The organism is Gemmatimonadetes bacterium SCN 70-22 (assembly GCA_001724275.1).
Taxonomy (GTDB): domain Bacteria; phylum Gemmatimonadota; class Gemmatimonadetes; order Gemmatimonadales; family Gemmatimonadaceae; genus SCN-70-22.
Map to the genome: position 1 here is coordinate 61,931 of MEDZ01000002.1, position 17,176 is coordinate 79,106.

Below are 17,176 nucleotides of genomic sequence, written 5' to 3' on the forward strand. Positions count from 1 at the left end.
GGCGCCTGAGGGGGGCGGGAGCGCGCATCATCCGTCGCAGAGGACCTTCGCATGGACTTCGACCTGAAGAGCGGGATCGCCATCCTCGAACGCACCCCCCGCACGCTGCACGCGATGCTCGGGGGATTGCCGTCGGCATGGACCGACGCGACCGAGGGCCCCGAGACGTGGAGCCCGTACGTCATCGTGGGACACCTCATCCACGGCGAGCGGGAGGACTGGATTCCGCGCGCACGGATCATCCTGGCCCAGGGCACGCGCCGCCGGTTCGAGCCGTACGACCGCTTCGCCCAGTTCCGCGAGAGCCGGGGCAAGTCGCTGGCGCAGCTGCTGGACGAGTTCACGAGCCTTCGCGCCGCGAACCTCGAGACGCTGGCCTCGTGGCAGCTGACGGATGCCCGGCTGGCGCTGGAAGGAGAGCACCCCGAGTTCGGGGCGGTCTCACTACGGCAACTCCTGGCCACCTGGGTTGCGCACGACCTGGGGCACGTCGCCCAGGCCGCCCGGGTGATGGCAAAGCAGTACCGGGCGGCGGTCGGGCCCTGGCGCGCCTACCTCCCGATCATGGATCGTTAGGCGAGGACCACGGCATGCCTCGCTCCCGGCGACATGGCCCCCCACCGACGGCGCTGCGATGAACGAGCGCCTCCTCCCCTGGATCCCGGCGCTGCTGGTGGTCGCCGTGGCGCTCCACGCCATCTGGCGCTATCGAACGGCGCGCCGCATCGCCGAGGAATGGCTCCTCACCCACCACTACCGCCCGCGCGCGATGCGCCTGGGATGGTTCGGTTTCATGCGTTTCGCCCCGAAGCTGCTACGCGACGAGGGGCGCGCCTTCCAGTTCCGCGCCGAGGTTGACGACATGCGCCTCGGGGGAACCGGAGTGGTGTGGCTCCGCGTCTGGACCGACTGGCTCGGGCTAGCGGGGCTCGCGAGCCGCGAGCCCGACATCCGGTGGGAGCGCATGCCGACGGCCGTGGACGACGACTCCCGGGCCCTGGATCATCGGCTCGCCGAGTCGCAGCTCGAGCTCCTGCGTCGCGTGGCCGACGGCGAGACGACGTTCCGCTCGCGCGCGCACGAGATCCGCGAGGGCGCCGACTTCGACGAGATCGTCGAGCACGTGATGGCCATGGTGCGCCGTGGTCTCGTCACCTGTGACGCCCCCCTGCTCGACATCCGGGGCGACTCGCAGTACGCTGCCGTGACCAACGTCGCCCTGACCGACCTCGGGCGTCGCCTGCTGGCCGAGCACCCGCTGAGGCGCGACTGACGGACGTTGGCGTCCGCGTGGAGGAGACGCGGACGGCGTTCCCGGCCCTCATGACACCAAGGCCGGCGACACCGGAGCCGGTCCGCGGGCGCACGATCGGCGGCGCGCATCCCGGCGTCTCGATCGCCGTGAACACCCTCGACAACGTCGAGACCGTCTTCAGGACGCTCCCCCCACGTACTGGTGCCCATGCGTCACGGCCGGGACGCCGAGCGCGCGGGCGGCGTGACGAATGAACTCGGGGCAGAAGTAGTACTGTCGCTGCGCCAGCACGCCGTCCGCGTCCACGTCGAGCGTCGTGACCCAACCCAGGGCTCGCGGCGCATCGGCGGTGCGATAGAAGACGAAGATCGCTGCACGCCCCTCGAGGTAACCGGGCTCCACCCACTGCTCGCGCGGGTCCGACGCCCACTCGGCGAGCGACGACGCGCGCACGGTGCTGCGCCCGAGCTCCTCGGCGCAGCCGACGATAGAAACCGTCACCTCCTCGTGGAGGAGCGCGGCGATCGCATCGGCGTCGCGTGCGTCGAAGGCGGCCAGGTAACGCTCGACCACGGGGTGCTGCGCTGCGGTTCTATCGATGGCGGTGCGTAGGGGTTCGCTCCCGGGAGCGCTCGCCCGTGCGAGCGTCGTGCGAGCCCGCTGCAGCGCCGACTTCACCGCCCCATCGGTCGCTCCCAGCATGGCCGCCACCTCTCCCGCCCGGAAGTCGAGCAGGTCGCAGAGAAGGAGCACGACGCGCTGGCGCGGCGGGAGGAGCGTCACGAGCCGCTCCATCGCCTCGCGCACCTCGACGCGTCGCTCGGAGATCGAGTCGGCTTCGAGCTCCGGATGCGCCTCCAACTCCTCCATGGGGGCACGCCGGGCACGACGCACCTGGTCGATCCATGCATTCGACGCAATGCGGAACAGGTATGCGCGCGCATCCACCGGCTGCCAGAGTTTCGCGAGCGAGGCGAAGGCCTTCAGCATCGTCTCCTGCACGAGGTCTTCGGCATCCCACGCCGATCCCGTGAGGCGGCGGCAGTAGTCCCAGAGTGCCTCCCGGTGAGGGGCCAGGACAGCCTCGAAACGGAGGCGCATCTCGCGCAGCGGCTCGGCGAGGGAGTCGAGGGAGGCGGTGCTGTGGCGATCGGATTCCATGAAGCAGGCGTGAAGGGCGATGGCGTTATGGTCGCTAAGGGCGCGCATCCTACCTCGCTCAACGCTCGGGGAGGGTGAAAGGATGCGGTCGGCGGCGGGGCGCGACCCGCGAAGGGCATCTCCACGCCCCGTCCCACCCGCGGCCTTGTATCATCGGCGGTCAGGGTGTACATGCTCTCGGCATGCACTCCCCATCGCTTCCCGACGGTCTGCCCGACATGTCCGGGGCCGAGACACACGACCGCCGCCAGTACGACTACATCGTCATCGGCTCCGGCTTTGGTGGGAGCGTGTCGGCCATGCGGCTGGCCGAGAAGGGATATCGCGTCCTGGTGCTGGAAAAGGGGAAGCGCTGGCGCTCGCGCGACTTCCCCACCAGCAACTGGCACGTGAAGAAGTTTCTCTGGGCTCCGCTCCTCCGCTGCTTCGGGCCGCAGCGCATCGATTTCCTGGGACGACTGATGGTCCTTGGCGGCGTCGGCGTGGGCGGCGGGAGCCTGGTCTACGCCAACACGCACATGCAACCGCCGCGTGACTTCTTCACGCACCCGGCGTGGAGCCGGTTCGGCGACTGGGAGGCACGGCTCGATCCCTTCTACGCCCTCGCGCGCACCATGCTCGGCAGCACGCGCTACCTCGCGGAAGGGCCGGAAGACCGCGCCCTTGCAGCGGTGGCGCGTGACATGGGGCGGGGCGACACGTACGCCCCGGTCGATCACATCGGCGTCTATCTCGGTCCCACCGATCGAGCGGTCGATCCCTACTTCAAGGGGCTCGGACCCGAGCGCCGCGGGTGCATCGAGTGCGCGGGGTGCATGGTCGGGTGCCGCCACGACGCCAAGAACACGCTCGACCGCAACTACCTCTGGTTCGCCGAGCGCTATGGCGCCACGATCGTCCCCGAATCGGAGGCCGAGGCAATCGAGTACGCCGACGGCGAATACCGGGTCCGGGTGCGACGGTCGACCTCGTTAGGCGGTGGCCGCCGACGCTCGTATCGCGCGCACGGGCTCGTGGTGAGCGCCGGCGTCATCGGGACGCTCAGGCTCCTCCTGCGGCAGAAGCACGCGCTGGGCACGCTGCCGGCGCTGTCCGGCACGCTGGGGCAGGCGGTGCGCACCAACAGCGAGTCCCTGTGCGGCATCTCGGGGATCCCCGCGAAGATGAACCACGGCGTAGCCATCAGTCGCGTCTTCACCCCGGACGACCACACCCACATCGAGCTGTGCAAGTACCCCGACGGCTCCGGGGCGATGGGACTTCTCTCTGTGCTGGCGGCGCCGGCGGGAGCGCCGCTCGTCCGCACGGCGCGGATGCTGTGGAACACGCTCACCAGCCCCCGCAAGCTGTGGCGCGTCCTGACCCGCGACTTCGGGCGCCACTCGGTCATCCTGCTCGTGATGCAGACGCTGGACAACGCGGTCGCCGTGCGCTGGGCGAGGGGACCCTTCGGCGGCCGCCTGCGAGTGATGCGCGACGGCGCCGTCCCGCGCACGCCCGCCTACATCGGCATCGGGCAGGAGGCCATGCACCGCTACGCCGACAAGGTCGGGGGCGTGGCCATGAACTCGGCCGCCGAGGTGATGTTCGACATGAGCAGCACCGCGCACATCCTGGGGGGGTGCCCCATGGGGAGCGATGCGGCCAGCGGGGTCGTGAACGAACGCTTCGAGGTCTTCGGCTATCCGAACATGCGCATCCTGGACGGCTCCATCGTCCCGGCAAACCTCGGGGTGAACCCGAGCCTCACCATCACCGCGCTCAGCGAGTACGCAATGAGCTTCGTCCCGCGCAAGCCGGGGCATCTGGCCCCCACGCTCGCCGAGGAGCTGGCGGGCAGGCGCTAGCGACAGGCAGCGGCTGTCTCATCCTGCACTGGAGCGCTTGATGTGGGCGGTGACGGCCGCGCCATCGCTGAAGACCCGTCGCACGTCGTCACCCACGCGCATCACCCGCCCCGTGTCACGATTGATCGGGCACCAGAGCGTGCGAGCCTGCGCCAACACCTTGCGATCGCTGGCACGCAGGATCTCGACGAAGCGCTCGAATCGCACGGGATCCGCGCTCCCGACCCACGTCGAGGCGACGATGGCGTCGCCCGGCATCGCCGGGTGCCGGTAGTCGATCTCGTGCCGCAGCGCGACCCAGGCGATCGTCTCCAGCTGGACCCCGGTAGCGGCGGCACGCCAGTGCGCGGTCGCCGCATCCTGCACCCAGCGCAGGTACACCACGTTGTTGACGTGTCCGAGCTCGTCGATGTCGGCGGGGACGACCTCGACCGGAACCTCGAATCGGCCAGCCGCAGCGGCAGGGAAATCATGGGCCATGAGAGGCATGATACCGCCCCCCGAACCCCGGGCGCGAGGGCGAGGCGGCTTCCGCGCCCTGTAGTCAAAGGCCGGATACGATGTCAGCATTCCGGTGGCGGCGAAGCATGGCACGGCCGATGCACCGTTCAAGTGAGGGCGTCGGTGCGAGGCCATTCCACCCCACCGCCTCCACCGACGGCATTCTGGACGCGCGGGCCCCCCGCGCGCGGTCTCGCGACGAGGCACTACGGCATGAGCGGTGCGACGACGCACTCGGCCGATCCCACCAACGGACGGGTTGCCGACATGCTCGAGGAAACGGCGTCGCTCCTCGAGCTGCAGCGGGCGAACCCCTTCCGGGTGCAGGCCTACCGGAACGCAGCGACGACCATCCGCGAATCGCCGCGCAGCGTATCGGAGATCCTGCGCGAAGAAGGGATCGAAGGGCTCGATCGACTCCCCGCGATCGGCCCCGCCCTGGCGCGGGCCATCACCCTGATGGTCGATACGGGGCGCTTCCCCATGCTCGACCGCCTGCGCGGCGAGCATGACCCGCTCGACGTCCTCACCTCGGTCCCCGGTATCGGGCCAAGGCTGGCGCAACGCCTGCACGACGAATTGGGCATCTCCACCCTCGAGGAGCTGGAGACAGCGGCGCACGATGGCCGCCTCGCCCGCGCCGGAGGGTTCGGCGAGAAGCGCGTGGCCGGCATTCGCGATGCGCTCGCCACCAGGCTTCGCCAGCGCATCGCTCCGGCGCGCGCTACGCCACGTGGCGAGGGCGGCGAAGTCGTGGCCGAGCCCCCGGTCGCCGAACTCCTCGATGTCGACCGCGAGTACCGCGAGCAGGCCGAGGCGGGGACACTCCACCTCATCGCCCCGCGGCGATTCAACCCGAAGCGCCGGGCCTGGCTCCCCGTCCTCCACACGCAGCGCGGCGAACGTCACTACACGGCCCTCTTCTCCAACACCGCCCGCGCGCACCAGCAGGGGCGGACCCACGACTGGGTCGTCCTGTACTTCGACGGCGGCGGCGGCGAGCGCCAGCACACCGTCGTCACGCAGCTCTCGGGGGCGCTGGGGGGACGGCGCGTGGTACGCGGGCGAGAGCAGGAGTGCGCCGCGTACTACCACGCGCGCGAAATCCCCGGTAACAGCTAGAAGTGCGATGACGGATGCGACGGCGCGCAGCGCTCGCATCGGCATCGCGGGTGACGTGATGCTGGGGCGCCTGGTGAACGAGCGCATGAAGCGCGAAGGGTGGAGCTACCCCTGGGGCGACATGCGCACCGTGCTCGCCAAGCTGGACGCCTTCCTGGTCAACCTCGAGTGCGCCGTGCCGACCTGGCGCTTCGCATCGCTGCCGGCTCGCTGCCGGCGCGCTGCCGGATCGCCGCGACTACGCCAGCGCCCGAAGCGACTCGCCGGCCTCGATGCGCCGGATGACCGTCGCCAGGAGGGGAGCCACGCTCACCACGTGGAGGGTCGAGCCCCCCGGCCACTCCCCCTCCGATGGGGTCACGGTGTCCGAGATGACGACGTGCCGCACCTCGGCAGCTGCAAGCCGTTCGGCGGCACCGGGGGCGAAGACCGCGTGCGTGGCCACGACGGCGCGCACCTCGCTTGCCCCGGCGGCACGCAGCGCGCGCGCGCTTTCGGCCACCGTCCCCCCCGTGGAGATCATGTCGTCGACGATGATGCACGACCGCCCCGACACATCGCCCACCACCCCCGTCACCTCCACCTCGGTTCCGGTGCGTCGCTGCTTGAGACAGAGCGCCCTCTCGCGCCCCAGGCGACGGCTCAGGTCGCGCGCCCGGCGGACGGCACCGAGGTCGGGGGCGACGATCATCGAGCGATCGTCGAGCAGCGGCACGAACGCCGGCTCCAGCGCGGCCATCGCCGCCACGTCGTCCGTGGGGATGCTGAAGAAGCCCTCCACCTGCGGCGTGTGGATGTCGACTGTCACCACGTGATCGATCCCGGACGCCTCCAGCACCGTCGCCGCCGCGCGCCCGCTGACGGGGGCGCGCCTCCCCTGCCGGCGATCGGACCGCGCATAGCCGAAGTACGGGACGATGGCGATGATGTGCGACGCCGCCGCGCGCCGGCAGGCATCCGCCAGCAGCAAGAGCTCGACGAGGTGATCGTTGACCGGCGGCGCCGTCGCCTGGATCAGGACCACTTCGCGCCGGCGCACGCTCTCGCCGATCTCCACCGACACCTCGCCGTCGGGGAAGCGCTCGACGCGGCACGGCGAGAGCGCGAGACCCAGCTCGCGCGCCACGGACGAGGCCAGCGGCACACTCGCCGAGCCGGCTACCAGCAGGTACGAAGGTGATGACATGTGCGCTCCCGCGCGTGGGTCAGTTGGACTGCATCGCCTGTGCCGCACGCGCCAAGCGATCGGCCTCGAGCATGACATCGCGCCGCTCGTCCATCCGCATCAAGTGCCGTTCCCGGCTCCACGGGCCTCGTTGGGCATCACAGCGGGAGCGAGTCGCCAATCCCAAGGCGGTCTGCTGGGGAGCCTACCCACAGGCAGCATGCGGCGTCGCGCGAGGCGCGACAGTCGGCAAACGCCCTGAGCTCCGTGCGGATTCCCGGTAACGCCGCTCCCCGCGGGCGATCAGGACGCTGCCGGACACCACGCTCCGTCCGTCCCGACAGACGACAGCTGGGAAATCGCCGAGCGTTGGCGTGACACCGGCGAGGCAGGGCGACATGAGCGACGGACCGTTCTTCCCCGAGGCAGGGCTCCCGAGGCTGTTCGCGAACCGGGGCGAGGCCGGGGCACGGCTGGCCCGCGCGCTCCTCGAATACCGCGGAGCGCGTCCGCTGGTGCTCGGCATCCCGCGCGGCGGCGTGCCGGTCGCCGCCGAAGTCGCCAGGGCGCTCGACGGCGACCTGGACGTCATCGTGGCCAGGAAACTGGGCTCGCCGGTGTCGCCCGAGCTCGCCGTCGGCGCCGTCACCTCCGATGGCGCCCGCTACCTCAACCAGGAAGCGATCGACATGCTCGAGGTGTCGCCAGAGTATCTCGAATCCGTCACCAGGGAGCAGGTGGCCGAGGCACAGGCACGCGAGCAGCGGTTCCGCGCGGGAAGGCCGCCGCTCGCCGTGGAAGGGCGCGTCGTCATCGTGGTCGATGACGGCCTGGCGACGGGGTCGACGATGATCGCCGCGGTACGCTCGGTGCGAGCGCGCAAGCCAGCCAAGCTCGTCATCGCCGTCCCCGTGGCACCGCGCGAGACGGTGGCCGCCATGCGCGCCGAGTCGGACGACGTCGTCTGCCCCGAGACGCCAGAGCCGTTCATCGCCGTCGGCATCCACTACCAGGACTTCTCGCAGACCGAGGACGAAGAGGTGCAGCGGATCATGGGCGAGTGGCACGCCCCAGCGGCGGCGCCGGCGAAGTGAACGGCGACGGGCGCCCTCAGGGGCGCCCCTGTCGGACGCCGTGCACCCTGGCGATGTTTGCGGGACCCACCCGCCACACGCCAGACTCGCGTCCATGACTCACGACCGTCGCTCCTTTCTCAAGCTCTCGGCCGCCGCAGGCGGCGCGCTCGTCCTCAATGGCGCCGTGGCGCGCGATGGAGGCGCCCAGCCCGCGCAGGTTGGCGAACCGCGCGAACCGCACGTGCCGCGCGCGTCCGCATCGCTCAACATCCTCATCCTGGGCGGCACCGGCTTCACCGGCCCGGAGCAGGTGGAGTACGCGCTGGCGCGCGGGCACAAGGTCACGCTCTTCAACCGCAACCGCACCCGCCCCGACTTCTTCAAGGGGAAGGTCGACCAGCTCATCGGCGACCTGGCGGGCGACGCGAGCGCACTGGCGGGGAAGAAGTTCGACGTGGTCCTCGACAACCCCACGACCTTTCCCTTCTGGGTGCGCAACGCCGCGCAATACCTCAAGGGGAACGTGGGGCACTACATCTTCATCTCCACGATCTCCGTCTACCCGGACAACAGCGTCCCCGATGCCAACGAGGACGCGCCCACGACGCCGATGCCGGCGGGCGTCGACCCGTACACCACCGTGCGCGAGCACGCGGGGCAGTACTACGGCGCGCTCAAGACCTTCGCCGAGCAGGAAGTCGCGCGCCACTACGGGACAGCGCACACGATCGTGCGTCCGGGGCTGATCGTCGGGCCGCTGGACCGCTCCGACCGCTTCACCTACTGGCCGGCGCGCATCGATCGCGGGGGTGAAGTGCTCGCTCCTGGAACTCCCGACGACCCCGCGCAATACATCGACTCGCGCGACCTGGCCGAGTTCATGATCCGGCTGGCGGAGAACAAGGTGTTCGGCACCTTCAACGCCACCGGGCCCGCGAAGCCGACGACGATGGCCGAGACGCTCTACGGCATCAAGGCGGTGACGACGGCGGGGGCGAGCTTCACCTGGGTCCCGGCCGACTTCCTTGCCAGCCACGAGGTGCGCGGCTGGCGCCACATGCCCATCTGGCTCCCCCCGCAGGGGGCGACGGCGGGTTTCCTGCGCCGCAACATCTCGCGCGCGCTCGCGCAGGGGCTCACCTTCCGCCCGCTGGCGGTGACGGCGAAGGACACGCTCGACTGGCACAAGACCAGGAGCGAGGCGGAGCTGAAGGCGATGGCCGAAGGCGCGGTGGCGGGGATCTCGGCGCAGAAGGAGGGCGAAGTCCTGGCGGCCTGGAAGGCCCGGCGAACGGAGTAGCGAGCTGCAATGCGGACGTTCACGTTGTCGCCCATCGGCCAGGTGCACAGCCCGTTCACCGGGCCGCACCAGGTCCCCAAGGGCCCGGGGGCAAAGCACGACGCGGAAGGCGTCCTCGAAATCTCCCCGGAGTACGAGGAGGGGCTGGCGGACATCGAGGGGTTCTCGCACCTGTTCGTCCTCTGGGTCTTCGACCAGATCGATGACTTCCACCTCACCTCGACTCCGCCGACGGACGATCGTCCTCACGGCGTCTTTGCCACCCGCTCCCCACGTCGCCCCAATCACATCGGGCTCACCGTGGTGGAGCTGCTGGGGCGCGACGGCCGTCGGCTGCGCGTGCGGGGCGTCGACATGCTCGACGGCACGCCGATCGTCGACATCAAGCCGTACCTCAGCAGCGTACCGGCAGAGCGCATCCGGCGCGGGTGGCTGGCGGACGCAGAGCGACGGCAGGCGGCGCAGGGCGGGCCCTTGCCAGCGGGGGGGAGCGACACGCCCTGACGCCATGGTCGTCGCCCCTCCTCGCGAGAGACAGGCTTGCACGCGTATGGTGCGGAGTTTTCCGGGACCTGCCGGCTGGTGCTCGGCGGTTACGGCAGCGCTGCGATCGGCGCCCGGGCCTACAAGTCCGTTGCGGGCGGCACCCGGAAGTCACATGGTGACCGATAGGGGTGGCATGCCCGCGGTTCATTGCGAGGTCCCCGCGGTCGCGGTGCGGCGCCCCTCCTGCCCCCTGGGCTGATCATGGGCGAGGCCCCGTGCTCGGAGCTCGAGATCCGGCGCGCCCAGGTCGCCGACGTCGCGCGCGGCATCCTGGAGCAGCGCATCCGGCTCGATGAGGGGGCCAGGGCGCTGGCCGCGTTGCAGCCGGATGTGGACCCGGGAGAGGAAGACCCGGAGCTGCGGTTCTTCCGCGAGATCGCCCGGCACCTCGGCGACGAACGGCCGCCCCGCGAGCTGGTGGCCCGGGCATGCCACGCCCTCGTGGTGCGCTACGGCGCGCCGTCCTGACGGCCGGCGCCGAACCAGGCAATAATTGCCGGGTCGACCGGCATCTCGGGCGTGACCGCCGACGCCGCTGCGGCGGCGCAACAATCTTGAATGCTGCGAGATTGTTCGGTATTTCTGAAGTCCTCCCGATGTTCGGGGATCCACCTTCAGGTGGCCGGCATCGCCGGCCCGGAGGCACCACGTCAATGCGCGCCCATGCCAAGCACACCGCAACGCTGACCCTTGTCCTCGCCGCGCTGGTCTCCGCCAGCTGCAGCGACCTCCCGAGCGCGGCGGGCACGCACGCCACGCTCCACGCGAACGCGGCCGCGGTGCCCGCGAGCGCCGCGGTCGCCTCGCCCGGCCTCCTGAAGGAGGTGCACGCCGCCACCGCGCGCTTCCACTCGACCACGCAGGCCACCAAGGGCGGTTACGTCCTCTCGTCGCCCTGCATCGCGCATCCGACCCTCGGCGGGATGGGCTTCCACTGGGTGGACAACAACAAGGTCGATCCGGTGTTCGATCCGCTCGAGCCTGAGGCGCTCGTGTACGCTCCGGACGCGAGCGGCGCACCCAAGCTCGCCGCGGTGGAGTACATCGTGATCAACGTGGGGCAGCCGGCACCGACCTTCGACGGCCAGCCGTTCGACGTCGGCGGTACCCCGGTCCCGGTGCCGCACTGGAGCCTGCACGTCTGGGTGCACCGCGACAATCCCGCCGGCACCTTCACCCCCTTCAATCCGGACGTCTCGTGCCAGTGAACGTCCCGGAGCGGTGACACGTCGTGACGGGGGCGCGCGAGCGCTCCCGTTTTCTTTCCCGGATCGCGCCGCCCGCGTACTCTCCCCCACCCACTGGCGCGAGGCCAGATTGTCCATCGTCCCACTGGCGTGGCACGATGGGCGTGCCCGCGCGGGGGGCGCAGGGAGATTCCAGTGAAGCAGGTTCCGCAGATCACCGCTGCCCAGGCCGCGCGTCTCGTGAAGGACGGCGACACCCTCATGGCCGGCGGCTTCGGGATGACGGGGAACCCCGTGCACCTCCTGCACGCCTTGGCCGAAACGACGGTCCGCGGGTTGACCTACATCGGGAACAACGTCGGCGAGAAGGGGCTCGGGGGTGGGCGCCTCCTGCGCAATGGGCAGATCGCGAAGGCGATCGGGTCGTACTTCACGAGCAACCCCGAGGCGGTCGCCGCGGCCCAGGCGGGGACCATCGAGGTGCAACTCCTCCCCCAAGGGTCACTGGCCGAGGCGATTCGCGCCGGCGGCGCCGGGGTCGGCGGCTTCTTCACGCCGACCTCATACGGGACGGTGGTCGCCGAGGGGAGCGACGTGCGCGACTTCGACGGGACGCCACAGGTCTTCGTGCGCGCACTGCGCGCCGACGTCGCCTTCATCCGCGCCTGGCGCGCCGACACCGCGGGCAACCTGGTCTATCGCCTCACCGAGCAGAACTTCAACAAGGCGATGGCCACGGCGGCCGATATCGTCGTCGCCGAAGTGGAGGAGATCGTCCCCGTCGGGGCGCTGCATCCGAACGAGATCCAGACTCCTGGCGCGTACGTCGACTACCTCGTGCAGGCGCACGTGACGCTCGACGACCTGGGGTCCTCGGCATCGATGGAGTCGAGCGGGCGCAAGGCCGACGATGTGCGCCTGCACATGGCGCGCCGTGCGCTCGCCGAGCTCCGGGCGGGAGACGTGGTCAACCTCGGCGTCGGGATCCCCACGCTCGTCGCCGACCTGGTGGGGCCCGACGACGGGATCATGCTGCAGACCGAGAACGGGATGCTCGGCGTGGGGCCGTCGCCGGCCGACGGCGGTGCGCTCGACTATCCTGTCAACGCCGGCAAGGTTCCGGTCACCGCGCTCCCCGGCAGCAGCTACTTCGACAGCGCCGACTCCTTCGCGATGATTCGCGGCGGGCACGTGGACGTCGCGATCATGGGCGGGCTGCAGGTGGACGAGGAGGCAAGCCTCGCCAACTGGGCCGTTCCCGGGAAGCCGCTCCTCGGCGTGGGCGGGGCCATGGACCTGGCGTCGGGAGCGCGAAAGCTGATCGTCATGATGACCCACGTTGCGCCCGACGGATCGCCGAAGGTCGTCCCCGCCTGCACGCTCCCGCTCACCGCGCGGGGGGTGGTCGACGTGGTCATCACCGACCTCGCCGTCTTCATGTATCCCGAGGGGCGCCTGACCCTGGTCGAGCTGATGCCCGGGGCGACGCTCGAGGCGGTGCGCGCGAGGACGTCGGCCGCCTTCGTGGAAGCGCTGCGCTGACGGGAGGAAGGATGGTGCCGCCACCGATGCGCCTGCGCGCCTTGCTGCTGACGATCGCCCTCGTCGCCGCCCCCCTCACCCCCGCGCATTTGCGCGCCCAGGCGTGCCCGGCGGGGAAGGTGGCCCTCGTCCTTCCCGGCGGCGGGGTGCTGGGCATCGCCCACGTGGGGGTCATGCAGGTGATGGACTCGCTGGGCATCGTCCCCGACCTCATCGTGGGGACGAGCATGGGGGCCATCACCGGCGCCCTCTATGCCAGCGGCTACACCGGGCGACAGATCGATTCCCTGGCCCGCGACTACAACTTCGGCCCGCTCATCGGGAAGTACGCCCCCCGCGCGCCGCGATCGCTCGGCGCCAACCCGCCCCTCATCATCTGGGAGCAGGGGGATTCGTCGAGCCTCGCGCTGCAGACGAGCGCGGTGCGCGAAGGCGAGGTGAACACCCTAATGGCAGCGATGCTGCTGCGAGGCAACCTGCTGGCGCGCGGCGACTTCGACTCGCTCCCGATTCCCTTCCGCGCCGTGGCCGCCGAGCTGCAGACCGGGAAGCGCGTGACCCTGTCGAAGGGTGACCTCGCGCAGGCGGTGCGCGCGTCGTTCGCGATCCCGCTCGTCTTCAAGCCGGTGACGATCGATGGCCTCGCCCTGGTCGACGGGGGGCTGGCCGAGAATGCCCCCGTGCGCGTCGCCCGCGAGCTGGGAGCAACGCGCGTCATCCTGTCGCGGCTCGAGCCCAGGCTCCCTCCCGCCGATCCCTCGTCGTACGCGTCGGTCGCCCTCAAGCTGGTCGACTACCTGTTCCAGGCCAACCCGCCGGTGCTGGAGCCGGGCGACGTGGACGTCCGGACCGACGTGTCGGGCTACGGCAACCTCGACTTCTCCGATGTGGCCATGACGGAGCTGGTGGCCCGCGGGCGCAAAGCGGCGTTGCAACTGGCGGATGACCCGTGCCTCCCCCGGCGCCCGCGCCGGCAGGTCGCGCTCCTTCCGTTGGCCAGCTCCGTGGTGGTCGACCGGTCGAGCGCCACGAGCCGCCGCGTCATCGTGCAATCGCTCAGTCCGGTGCCGGGGGCGATCCCTGACGTCCCGGCGCTCCAGCAGCGGATGCGCGACTTCGGCGAATCGGAGTTCTTCCGCGGGATCTGGCTCAACCCGCGGGTTCGCGACGACTCCATTGTCTTCGCGCCGCTCGTCGAGCGCGCGCCTCACCGCGCGCTGGCGGCGGGGCTGGTGTACGACCAGGACCTGGGCGGGAGCGTCTGGGTGGGAGGGGTGGAGCGCGGCTTCGCCAGCCGCAACCTCGAAGCCTCCGTCCGCACGCGCTTCGGCGTCTACCGGCAGGAGGCGACGGCCGGACTCCGTCCGTCGTTCCAGCTGGGACGGACGATCCTGCGCCCGTTCGGATCGCTGGCCGTCTCCATCGAGGACATCCGCCTGTTCGACTCCAGCGGGGTCGCGACGCCCCTCGAGCGCGCCCCCGAGGTGCGCGAGCGGATGGTGCAAGGGGGAGCCGAACAGCTCCTCGGGAGGGACTGGATGCTGCGCCTGGCCGCCATCTACCGCGGGTGGAGCACGCGGCGCGGCGATTCCCTCGCCGCCGGCGACCGCGACGCCTTCGGCGCCGTGGCGCGCATCGAGCACACGCCCGACCGTCACGCCTATGGCGGCGCCGTCGAGCTGGACTGGACCAACCGCTACCGCCGCGTCGCCGTCACTGTGTCGCGTCCGCACGCCTGGGGAGGCGTGCGCGCGGTCACGAGGTTGCACCTGGGGTGGTCCAGCCGTGAGGCGCCGCTCACCGCGCGGTTCACGTTAGGCGACAAGGACGGCTTCGCCGGTTTCCACATCGGCGAGAAGCTGGCCAACACCGAGACCGTGCTGCAGACCGACCTGGGGCTCCCCCTCCGCGGCCCGCTGCAGGCGATCGCCACCGTCATGGGAGGACAGGTGTCGAGCGATCCCGCGCGCCCGCTCTCGGGGAGCTGGTACACGGGGGCACGCCTCGGACTCGGCGCCGACTCGCCCCTCGGCCCCCTGCGCCTCCAGTATGGCGTGAACAACGAGGGGCGGACCGCCTGGTACTTCCGCATCGGCCGCTGGTTCTGACGCCGGGTCAGGTTCCGGCGGGGCAGGTTCCGGCGGGACCACGGACGATCCTCGCCCGGCCCATGTCGGCGAAGAGGCGCACGTCAGTCGTCGCGCGGCCAGGACCACCGGCGAGGAGCGGTGTCCGCGGCGGCGTGCCGTCTCCGCAACACTCCAGTGAGGACCCACAACCCGACTGGAGAAGTCCGATGAGCCGCTGGACTCCTGACCCCACCTTCTACCCGTCCCCTGCCCTGGCGATGGAAGCGCCCGCCGAGCAGCTGGCGTACGTCGCCCTCCTCGCCCCGGGCGGCAACGGGAAGCGCGACGCCATCGGCGTCGTCGACACCAACCCTGCCTCGCCCACCTACGGCCGCCTGGTGGGCCGCGTGGATTTCCCCCACGGGGGGAACGAGCTGCACCACTTCGGCTGGAATGCGTGCAGCTCCCACCTCTGCCCCTACGCCCCGAACGCGCACGTGGAGCGTCGCTACCTGGTCGTCCCCGGGACGCACTCGTCGCGGATCCACATCGTCGACACCCGGCCCGACCCGCGCAATCCGAAGCTCGTGAAGGTGATCGAGGGGCGCGAGGTGATGCAGAAGACCGGGTACGCCGCCCCGCACACCGTGCACTGCGGCCCCGACGGTATCTACCTGAACGCGTTAGGCGCCCCCGGCGGCGATGGCCCGGGTGGGATCTTCACCCTCGACCACGAGACGTTCGAGGTGCAGGGGAAGTGGGAGCGGGCCCGCGGCCCGCAGTACCTGGCCTACGACTTCCTCTGGCACCTCGGCCACGACACCATGATCACCAGCGAGTGGGGGACGCCGAACATGGTGAAGGAGGGCGTGAACCCGGAGTTGCTGCTGGCGGGGAAGTACGGGCACGCGCTGCACGTCTGGAACCTGCGCACGCGCCGCCACGAGCAGGCCATCGACCTCGGGGCCGAGCAGCAGATGGTCCTCGAGCTGCGCCCCGCGCACAACCCCAAGCGCGCCTACGGCTTCGTCGGCGTCGTCCTGTCGCTCACCGACCTCTCGTCGTCGATCTTCCTCTGGTACCTCGACGGCGAGGCCAACGGCGGCAAGGGCGAGTGGAAGGCGAGGAAGGTCATCACCATCCCCGCGCAGCCGGCCGCCCCCGACCAGCTCCCCCCGCTCCTCAAGGGCTTCAGCGCCGTGCCGCCGCTGGTCACCGACATCAACCTCTCGGTGGACGATCGCTGGCTGTACGTCTCGTGCTGGGGAACGGGCGAGCTGCGCCGCTACGATGTCAGCGACCCGTTCAACCCGGTCTTCACCGGCTCGGTCCAGATCGGCGGGATCGTGGCCCGCTCGCCGCACCCCAGCGCCCCCGAGCGCGCGCTCAATGGCGCGCCGCAGATGGTCGAGGTGAGCCGCGACGGCAAGCGCGTCTACATCACCAACTCGCTGTACTCGCCGTGGGATGCGCAGTTCTACCCCGACGGGATCAACGGCTGGATGGCGAAGATCGACACGCGCTCCGACGGAACGATGGCGCTCGACAAGGACTTCCTGGTCGAGTTCGACGAGGGGATCCGTCCGCACCAGGTGCGGCTCGAGGGAGGGGACGCGTCCTCGGACTCGTTCTGCTTCTCGTGATGCACGCGGCCTGGCCGTGGCTCGCCCTCCTGCTGCTGGGGGCGCTCCACGGCCTCAATCCCGGGATGGGGTGGCTCTTCGCCGTCGCGCTCGGGTTGCAGCAGGAGGAGCGGCGCGCCGTCTGGCGCGCCCTCCTCCCGCTCACCGCGGGGCACGCCCTGGCCATCATCGTGGCGGTCGCGCTCGCGATGGCGGCCGGCCGGGTCATGCCGCCGGACGTGCTGCGCTGGGTGGTGATCGGCGCGCTCGCGCTCCTGGGTTTCCGCCAGCTGCAGCGGCATCGGCACCCGCGGCTTGGCGGGATGCGCGTGGGGGCGCGTGATCTCGTGGCGTGGTCGTTCCTGGTGGCCACGGCGCACGGCGCCGGCCTGATGGCGGTACCGTTCGCCGCCGAAGCCGGTGCCCTGGGCGCACCTCCCGCCGCCCATGCGGCGCAGGGAGGTGCCCCAGTGCTCGCTCCGCCCGCACGGGGCGCTGCGCGGCACGACGCGCACGCGGCGCACCGACTCGCGGGCGTTCGGGCAATGACGCCGCAGGGCCGGCCCGCCAGCACCTCGCCCTCCTTGGGCGCCATCATGGCGACCCTCGTGCACACCCTCGGCTACATTCTGGTCACCGCTCTCCTCGCCATCGTGGTATACGAACGCGCGGGACTCCGTGTGCTGCGGCGAGCCTGGGTGAACCTGGACCTCATCTGGGCGGCCTCGCTCCTCCTGACCGCGGGAGCATTGGCCGTCTGGTGATTCGCCGAGGAGGGTGGCG

Annotated in this window: 16 protein-coding genes; 13 read left to right on the forward strand and 3 right to left on the reverse strand. The window is 70.8% G+C overall.

Translation table 11 applies throughout. The annotated features are described in order from the left end of the window. The first annotated feature begins 51 nt into the window (after positions 1-51). Together ABS52_00360 and ABS52_00365 are read left to right on the forward strand one after the other, a co-directional pair. Positions 52-576, forward strand: coding sequence for a hypothetical protein (locus tag ABS52_00360; protein ODT05195.1), 525 nt, complete (start codon positions 52-54; stop codon positions 574-576). Positions 577-634: 58 nt separating this feature from the next. Beyond that, positions 635-1,273: a hypothetical protein gene (locus tag ABS52_00365; GenBank protein ID ODT05196.1), complete on the forward strand. Its 639-nt coding sequence runs from the start codon at positions 635-637 to the stop codon at positions 1,271-1,273. 159 nt (positions 1,274-1,432) lie between these two features. On the opposite strand, the gene ABS52_00370 is transcribed toward ABS52_00365, so the two are convergent. After that, positions 1,433-2,416: a hypothetical protein gene (locus ABS52_00370; GenBank protein ODT05197.1), complete on the reverse strand. Its 984-nt coding sequence runs from the start codon at positions 2,414-2,416 to the stop codon at positions 1,433-1,435. Positions 2,417-2,634: 218 nt separating this feature from the next. Here ABS52_00370 and ABS52_00375 point away from each other — a divergent pair, with 218 nt between their 5' ends. After that, positions 2,635-4,263, forward strand: coding sequence for a hypothetical protein (locus ABS52_00375; protein ID ODT05198.1), 1,629 nt, complete (start codon positions 2,635-2,637; stop codon positions 4,261-4,263). Positions 4,264-4,281: 18 nt separating this feature from the next. Here the strand turns inward: ABS52_00375 and ABS52_00380 are convergent, their stop codons facing one another. After that, entirely contained in the window at positions 4,282-4,743 is a 462-nt protein-coding gene (locus tag ABS52_00380; protein ID ODT05199.1) for a thioesterase, read from the reverse strand. 234 nt (positions 4,744-4,977) lie between these two features. On the opposite strand from ABS52_00380, the gene ABS52_00385 reads away from it, so the two are divergent. Continuing rightward, complete coding sequence (locus ABS52_00385) at positions 4,978-5,886, forward strand: hypothetical protein (GenBank protein ODT05200.1); 909 nt, start codon at positions 4,978-4,980, stop codon at positions 5,884-5,886. Between the two features lie 238 nt (positions 5,887-6,124). On the opposite strand, the gene ABS52_00390 is transcribed toward ABS52_00385, so the two are convergent. Continuing rightward, on the reverse strand, positions 6,125-7,072 hold the full coding sequence (locus tag ABS52_00390) for a hypothetical protein (protein ODT05201.1): 948 nt from the start codon (positions 7,070-7,072) through the stop codon (positions 6,125-6,127). A gap of 377 nt (positions 7,073-7,449) precedes the next feature. Here ABS52_00390 and ABS52_00395 point away from each other — a divergent pair, with 377 nt between their 5' ends. From ABS52_00395 to ABS52_00435, 9 genes are all read left to right on the forward strand, one after another. Continuing rightward, positions 7,450-8,145 (forward strand): hypothetical protein, encoded by a 696-nt coding sequence (locus tag ABS52_00395; GenBank protein ODT05395.1) that lies wholly within the window; start codon positions 7,450-7,452, stop codon positions 8,143-8,145. A 94-nt stretch (positions 8,146-8,239) separates the two neighbouring features. Then, a complete protein-coding gene (locus tag ABS52_00400) occupies positions 8,240-9,427 on the forward strand; it encodes a hypothetical protein (GenBank protein ODT05202.1) in 1,188 nt (395 codons plus the stop codon). Between the two features lie 9 nt (positions 9,428-9,436). Next, the gene (locus ABS52_00405) at positions 9,437-9,931 is read left to right on the forward strand and encodes a tRNA (N6-threonylcarbamoyladenosine(37)-N6)-methyltransferase TrmO (protein ID ODT05203.1); all 495 of its coding nucleotides are present in this window, start codon (positions 9,437-9,439) and stop codon (positions 9,929-9,931) included. 243 nt (positions 9,932-10,174) lie between these two features. Further along, complete coding sequence (locus ABS52_00410) at positions 10,175-10,441, forward strand: hypothetical protein (protein ODT05204.1); 267 nt, start codon at positions 10,175-10,177, stop codon at positions 10,439-10,441. Between the two features lie 311 nt (positions 10,442-10,752). Then, positions 10,753-11,181, forward strand: coding sequence for a hypothetical protein (locus ABS52_00415; protein ID ODT05396.1), 429 nt, complete (start codon positions 10,753-10,755; stop codon positions 11,179-11,181). 240 nt (positions 11,182-11,421) lie between these two features. Next, positions 11,422-12,702, forward strand: coding sequence for a hypothetical protein (locus ABS52_00420; protein ID ODT05397.1), 1,281 nt, complete (start codon positions 11,422-11,424; stop codon positions 12,700-12,702). An 11-nt stretch (positions 12,703-12,713) separates the two neighbouring features. After that, on the forward strand, positions 12,714-14,810 hold the full coding sequence (locus ABS52_00425) for a hypothetical protein (protein ODT05205.1): 2,097 nt from the start codon (positions 12,714-12,716) through the stop codon (positions 14,808-14,810). Positions 14,811-14,998: 188 nt separating this feature from the next. Next, complete coding sequence (locus ABS52_00430) at positions 14,999-16,414, forward strand: selenium-binding protein (GenBank protein ID ODT05206.1); 1,416 nt, start codon at positions 14,999-15,001, stop codon at positions 16,412-16,414. Beyond that, complete coding sequence (locus tag ABS52_00435; protein ID ODT05207.1) at positions 16,414-17,157, forward strand: hypothetical protein; 744 nt, start codon at positions 16,414-16,416, stop codon at positions 17,155-17,157. Before ABS52_00430 ends, ABS52_00435 begins: the two co-directional genes overlap by 1 nt. Positions 17,158-17,176: the final 19 nt, after the last annotated feature.

Bases quoted from the DNA above. Each gene is read 5' to 3' on its own strand.
- ABS52_00435 (ODT05207.1), top strand. From the start codon at position 16,414: ATGCACGCGGCCTGGCCGTGGCTCGCCCTCCTGCTGCTGGGGGCGCTC.
- ABS52_00375 (ODT05198.1), top strand. From the start codon at position 2,635: ATGTCCGGGGCCGAGACACACGACCGCCGCCAGTACGACTACATCGTC.
- ABS52_00400 (ODT05202.1), top strand. From the start codon at position 8,240: ATGACTCACGACCGTCGCTCCTTTCTCAAGCTCTCGGCCGCCGCAGGC.
- ABS52_00420 (ODT05397.1), top strand. From the start codon at position 11,422: ATGGCCGGCGGCTTCGGGATGACGGGGAACCCCGTGCACCTCCTGCAC.
- ABS52_00425 (ODT05205.1), top strand. From the start codon at position 12,714: ATGGTGCCGCCACCGATGCGCCTGCGCGCCTTGCTGCTGACGATCGCC.
- ABS52_00410 (ODT05204.1), top strand. From the start codon at position 10,175: ATGGGCGAGGCCCCGTGCTCGGAGCTCGAGATCCGGCGCGCCCAGGTC.
- ABS52_00395 (ODT05395.1), top strand. From the start codon at position 7,450: ATGAGCGACGGACCGTTCTTCCCCGAGGCAGGGCTCCCGAGGCTGTTC.
- ABS52_00390 (ODT05201.1), bottom strand. From the start codon at position 7,072: ATGTCATCACCTTCGTACCTGCTGGTAGCCGGCTCGGCGAGTGTGCCG.
- ABS52_00385 (ODT05200.1), top strand. From the start codon at position 4,978: ATGAGCGGTGCGACGACGCACTCGGCCGATCCCACCAACGGACGGGTT.
- ABS52_00360 (ODT05195.1), top strand. From the start codon at position 52: ATGGACTTCGACCTGAAGAGCGGGATCGCCATCCTCGAACGCACCCCC.
- ABS52_00405 (ODT05203.1), top strand. From the start codon at position 9,437: ATGCGGACGTTCACGTTGTCGCCCATCGGCCAGGTGCACAGCCCGTTC.
- ABS52_00370 (ODT05197.1), bottom strand. From the start codon at position 2,416: ATGGAATCCGATCGCCACAGCACCGCCTCCCTCGACTCCCTCGCCGAG.
- ABS52_00380 (ODT05199.1), bottom strand. From the start codon at position 4,743: ATGGCCCATGATTTCCCTGCCGCTGCGGCTGGCCGATTCGAGGTTCCG.
- ABS52_00365 (ODT05196.1), top strand. From the start codon at position 635: ATGAACGAGCGCCTCCTCCCCTGGATCCCGGCGCTGCTGGTGGTCGCC.
- ABS52_00430 (ODT05206.1), top strand. From the start codon at position 14,999: ATGAGCCGCTGGACTCCTGACCCCACCTTCTACCCGTCCCCTGCCCTG.